General features: G+C 75.1%; 4 protein-coding genes and 1 pseudogene. 2 read left to right on the top strand and 3 right to left on the bottom strand.

Translation table 11 applies throughout. The features are described from left to right. Positions 1-136: 136 nt before the first annotated feature. Both ACFQ3T_RS34035 and ACFQ3T_RS34040 read left to right on the top strand, forming a co-directional pair. Positions 137-1,567 carry an FAD-dependent monooxygenase gene (locus ACFQ3T_RS34035; protein WP_380729829.1) on the top strand — a complete coding sequence of 477 codons (1,431 nt, stop codon included), beginning with the start codon at positions 137-139 and terminating at the stop codon, positions 1,565-1,567. A 38-nt stretch (positions 1,568-1,605) separates the two neighbouring features. Then, entirely contained in the window at positions 1,606-1,968 is a 363-nt protein-coding gene (locus tag ACFQ3T_RS34040; protein ID WP_380729831.1) for a hypothetical protein, read from the top strand. Here ACFQ3T_RS34040 and ACFQ3T_RS34045 read toward each other — a convergent pair. The 3 genes and pseudogenes from ACFQ3T_RS34045 to ACFQ3T_RS34055 form a co-directional block, all read right to left on the bottom strand. Next, positions 1,954-2,766: an SAM-dependent methyltransferase gene (locus ACFQ3T_RS34045; protein ID WP_380729833.1), complete on the bottom strand. Its 813-nt coding sequence runs from the start codon at positions 2,764-2,766 to the stop codon at positions 1,954-1,956. The genes ACFQ3T_RS34040 and ACFQ3T_RS34045 overlap by 15 nt on opposite strands. A gap of 62 nt (positions 2,767-2,828) precedes the next feature. Beyond that, a complete protein-coding gene (locus ACFQ3T_RS34050) occupies positions 2,829-4,019 on the bottom strand; it encodes an extracellular catalytic domain type 1 short-chain-length polyhydroxyalkanoate depolymerase (protein ID WP_380729835.1) in 1,191 nt (396 codons plus the stop codon). Positions 4,020-4,212: 193 nt separating this feature from the next. Further along, a pseudogene (locus ACFQ3T_RS34055) lies at positions 4,213-5,105 on the bottom strand (GH92 family glycosyl hydrolase); the annotation flags it as partial.

Here is a 5,105-nt window from a genome sequence, read left to right on the forward strand (position 1 = left end):
CTGAGGACGGCTCGCCGGCGGCCGAGCACGCGTTCGCCGGCGAGCGGACCCGGCTCGTGCTGGTGGCGCGGGCGTTCACCGGACCCGTGGTCGACGCCGCCCTGGCCGACGTCGGCTCGGCCGTCGGCACGCGCCGATGAGCGGGCCGGGGACTTCGGCGGGGCACCGGACCGGCGCGCTGGTCCTGGGCGGCGGCCTGGCCGGGATGCTCGCCGCGTCCGTCCTCACCGCGCACGTCGACCGCGTCACCGTCGTCGACCGCGACCGCTCCGGCGACCGCGACCGCTTCGGCGACGACGTCCGCCACCGCCGGGGCGTGCCGCACACCCGGCACGCGCACGTGCTGATGGCCGGCGGAAGCCGCGCGCTGGACGAGGTGTCGCCCGGCCTGACCGCGAGCCTGGTCGACGCGGGCGCGCGGCGCCTCGGCCTGCCGAACGGGCTGCTGGTGTTCACCCAGTTCGGCTGGCTCCCCCGGCTGGACGAGGCGCAGTTCGTGATCGGGTGCAGCCGCGCCCTGCTCGACGGCGAGGTGCGGCGGCGGGTGCTCGCCCCGGGCGTGGTCGACGTGGTCGAGGCCGCCGACGTCGTGGGGCTGCTCGGCGACCGCGCGCACGTCACCGGCGCCCGGGTGCGGGACCGGGACACCGGGCGCGAACGCCGGATCGAGGCCGACTTCGTGGTGGACGCGACCGGGCGCGGCTCGCGGGCCGACCGGTGGCTCGCGGACCTCGGCCTGCCCGCCGTGCCGGAGGAGCGCGTCGACTCCCGCCTGGTGTACGCCACGCGCCTGTACCGCGCGCCCGCCGGCGCCGGGGACTTCCCCGGCCTGAGCATCCTCGGTGACCCGCGGTCCAACCCGTTCGGGCAGGGCGGCGTGCTGGTGCCGATCGAGGACGACCGGTGGATCGTCAGCCTCGGCGGCATGCGCGGCGGCGAGCCGGACGTCAGCCCGGAGGGGTTCCGTGCCTTCGCCCGCCGGCTGCGCCACCCCGCCATCGCCGACCTGATCGACGTGGCCGAACCGCTCACCCGGCCGTTCGGGTTCCACGGCACGGTCAACCGCCGTCGCCGCTTCGAACGCCTCTCCCCCTGGCCGTCCGGGTTCGTCGTGCTCGGCGACGCGGCGTGCACCTTCAACCCCGTGTACGGGCACGGCATGACCGTCGTGGCCCGGCAGGCGGTGGCGTTGCGGGACGGCCTGGCGCGGCACGGGCTCGACGGCCGCACGGCGGCGCGCGTCCAGCGGCGGTTCGCCCGGGTGATCGACGACGCGTGGGAGATGGCCGTCGGGCAGGACCTTCGCTACCCCGGCACGATCGGCCCGCCCCGGACCCGTGCCGACGTCGTGCTGGAGCGCTACCTCGACCGGCTCGTCCTGGCGGCCACCGGCCGGCCCTCCGTCACCCGCGCGCAGATCAACGCCTACACCCTGTCCGCGCCGCTGCGGAGCCTGCTGTCGCCCCGGGTCGCCCTCGGCGTGCTGCGCGGGCCCGGCCGCCCGCCGTCGACCGAGCCGCCGTTCACCGAGGCCGAGCGGCGGGTGTTCGCCGGCGATCCGCCCTGACAGTGGGCGAGACTGGCCCGCATGGCGGGAACGGTGTGGTGACGGACGAGTTCCCGGTGCGCCAGGCGCTCACGGCGGCGTTGACGCGCCTGGCGATGCCGGCGGCCGACCAGGTCGCCTACCTGGGCGGGCTCGGCGGCTTCATCGGGGACCTCACCGACGAACTCGCCTTGGAGTACGGCGACGCCTACCTCGTCGTCCGCGGCCGGCTCGCCGAGTTCGGCCCGGCGGCTCCCGTGCTGACCGCCCTCGACCAGCTCCTCGACCGGATGAGCGGCGAGGCGAACGCCCACCTGTGGACCCGTGACGCGCTCGCCGTCGAGCCGTCGTGGGCGGAGGTGCGGGACCTGGCCTCGCGCGCGCTCACCCTGCTGCCGGACGACGGGTCACCCGACGCGTAGCCGCCCCACGCCCGCGTAGACGCCCCGTGCCGGTCCGTCCGGGTCGGTGGCGCCGGGCTCGGGCCGCCACAGGTCCGCGTCGACCACGCCCGGCTCCACCACGTCGAGGCCCTCGAACAACGTCATGACCCGGTCGTAGGGCCGGAAGAACATCGGGTTGGGGCTCGCGGCCATCGTCGCGGCCACCTGCGCCATGCCCTCGGGGTCGTGGTCGGCGGTCAGGTGGGAGATCGCCACGAAGCTCCCCGGCGGCAACGCCGACAGGTAGCGCTGGACCAGGCCAGCCGGGTCGAGGCGGTCGGGGACGAAGTGGAACACCGCCACCATCAGCAGTCCGACCGGGTCGCCGGTGTCCAGCAGGTCCCGCACCGACGGCGACGCCAGCACCGCGTCCGGGTCGGTGAGGTCGGCCTCCACCACCGCGGTCCGCTCGTCGCCCTCCAGCAGCAACCTGCTGTGCTCGACGGCGATCGGCTCGTGGTCGACGTAGACGACCCGGCTCGTCGGGTCGGCGCGCTGGGCGATCTCGTGGACGTTGCCGACGGTCGGGATGCCCGAGCCCAGGTCGAGGAACCGGGTGACGCCCTCGCCGACCACGTGCCGCACCGCGCGCCGCAGGAAGGCCCGGTTGGACCGGGCCACCCGGCGGGCGTGCGGCAGGACGCGTTCGATGTGCGCCGCGGCGGCGCGGTCGGCGGCGAAGTTGTGACCGCCGCCCAGCAGGAAGTCGTACACCCGCGCCGCCGAGGGCCGCAGGACGTCGGCTCCGTCCGGCACCCAGTCGTTGTCGTTCGTCACGTCGTCGTCCCCCGGCGCCGGTGTCGATCAAGCCGGCTCCCAGGGTAGCGGGCGGCGCGTGGTCAGATCGGCGAGCAGTCCGGCTTGTCGGTCCAGTCCGCGCCGCAGTGGTAGAGCGTGATCACGGTGTTGTAGCCGTACCGGCCGCCCAGGGTGTTGTACTCGTTGACGTCGACGCGGCCGGCGACGTAGTGGTCGGTCGGCGTGCCGCGGGCGGTGTCGGTGTGCGACGGCGGCGTCGACGTGGTGGGCGTGGTGCTCGTCGGGGAACCGTCGAGCAGGCCCCAGAACCGGGCCATGTGGTGCGCCGAGCAGATGTTCACGTCGAGGATGTACGCCCCGGCGGCGCCGCACTGCCCGGGGCCCGTGCCGGGGTCGACGGGCTGGCCGTGGCCCATGCCGGTGATGTCGTAGACCTCCACCGTGCCGCCGTACACGCGGTGCGGGTACCCGGCGACGGTGTCGCGCACGTCGGCGGTCTGGTCGGTGCCGTTGACGTTGGTCCACTGCTCCACGAGCTCGGCGGCGTTCATGGGGCGCACGGTGTTGTCGGCGGTGCCGTGCCAGATGGAGACCTTCGCGCGGGCGCCGGTGTAGGACGCCGCGGCGCGCACCTTGTCGCCCCACTGCGCGGGGGTCAGGTCGACGCCGGGGTTCATGCACGTGAACGCGGCCGACACCGTGGTCGCGCAGCCGTGCGGCAGCCCCGCCACCACTCCCCCGCCGGAGAACACCTCCGGGTAGGCGGCGAGCATGACCGACGTCATCGCGCCGCCCGCCGACAGGCCGGTGACGTACGCCGACGTCGACCCGAGGTCCGCCTTCGTCCGGTCGACCATCTGCTTGATCGACAACGCCTCGCCGGAGCCGCGGCGGGCGTCGCCCGGCTCGAACCAGTTGAAGCAGGAGTTGGCGTTGTTCTGGGACTTCTGCTGCGGGAACACCACCGAGAACTTCCACCGGTCGGGCAACGCCTGCCAGCCGGTGCCGCCGGCGTAGGCGGACGCGTTCTGCGTGCAGCCGTGCATCGCCACCACCACCGGCCGTCCGCCACCCAGGCCGGTCGGCACGTACCGGAACATCTGGAGGTCCCCGGGGTTCGTGCCGAAGCCGGTCACCTCCTGCAGCGTCGCCGCGCGGGCGGGCCGCGGCGTGCCCACCACGGACAGGGCGACGACCAGCAGGACGGCGAGCACGGCCACGAGCACCGCGGCGGGACCGCGGATCACGGCGATGGGGTGACGATCGGGCACGGCGGACCTCCACGATGAGGACGGGTGACAGCGGTCACACTGTTGCCTCGATGCTAGGAACCGCCGTGATCCGCGTCCCTGGCGGACGCAGCCACTCTTCGCGACGCCGGAGTGTGAACCCGGCACATCGCCGCCCGACCACCGGCGCGGGGCGGGCATCCGGAGAGGACACCCGCCCCGACCTGTCCGGCCGTCAGACCAACGTGATCGCGTACACCTCCACCCGCGGGTCGTCGGGCAGCGTCACCGAGTGCACGGCCTTGGCCGGGTCGAGCGGGACGGACAGGCCGAACAGCCGCACCGGCGGGCCGTCCACGCCCTGGCCGGCCTTGATGCGGTGCGGCATGTCCAGCACCACCGTGCCACCGGAGCCGGCCCAGTCGCCGACCGTCACCGGCGCCTCGGCGGTGCTGCCGTCGGCGTACCGGACCGTCACGGACGCCGTCACGGGGCCGTTGTGCGACGCCGCGACGAGCTTCAGCGCGCCGTGCTCCCCGGCGGGCAGCAGCATCGCCTGCCCGCGTGCCTCCACGAAGTTCGCCGCCGTGCCGGTCGCGTCCGGCGCCTGGTACGTCACGCCGCCCCACGTCACCGGACCGGCGGCGGGCAGCAACGCGGCGTCGTAGCTCCAGCCCTGGCCGTCGAAGTCGCCCTGCCCGGACGCGGCGACCGTGGCCGTGCCGTCGTGGTTCAGCTCGCGGGTCAGGTCGACCGCGCACTGCTCGCCCGCCACCGCGCACGTGGCCGCCTCCCGCACCTCGATCACGGCCTCCCGCACGACGGTGTTCGGCCCTTCCGCGGTGACGCGCACCGGGTAGTTGCCGATCGGCGTGCCGGCGGGGACCGTCACCACGACGTCCACCGAGCGCTGGGTCGGCAGCCCGTGCGACTTGACCACCATCGGCGGGACCGGCGCCACCGACCAGTCGTCCGGCACGTCCGCCGTCACCTCGACCGGCACCGCGCCGGGAGCCTGGGCGAGCACGTCGAGCGTCAGCGGCACGGTTCGCGGCGCGTCCGCCGCGGGCACGACCGCCGCGGACTGCCGCAGCGACGCGTCGAGGCGCCGCCGGTCGTCGGGCCGGG

It is taken from the genome of Saccharothrix hoggarensis, assembly GCF_042678885.1.
GTDB classification, from domain to species: Bacteria; Actinomycetota; Actinomycetes; order Mycobacteriales; family Pseudonocardiaceae; genus Actinosynnema; species Actinosynnema hoggarensis.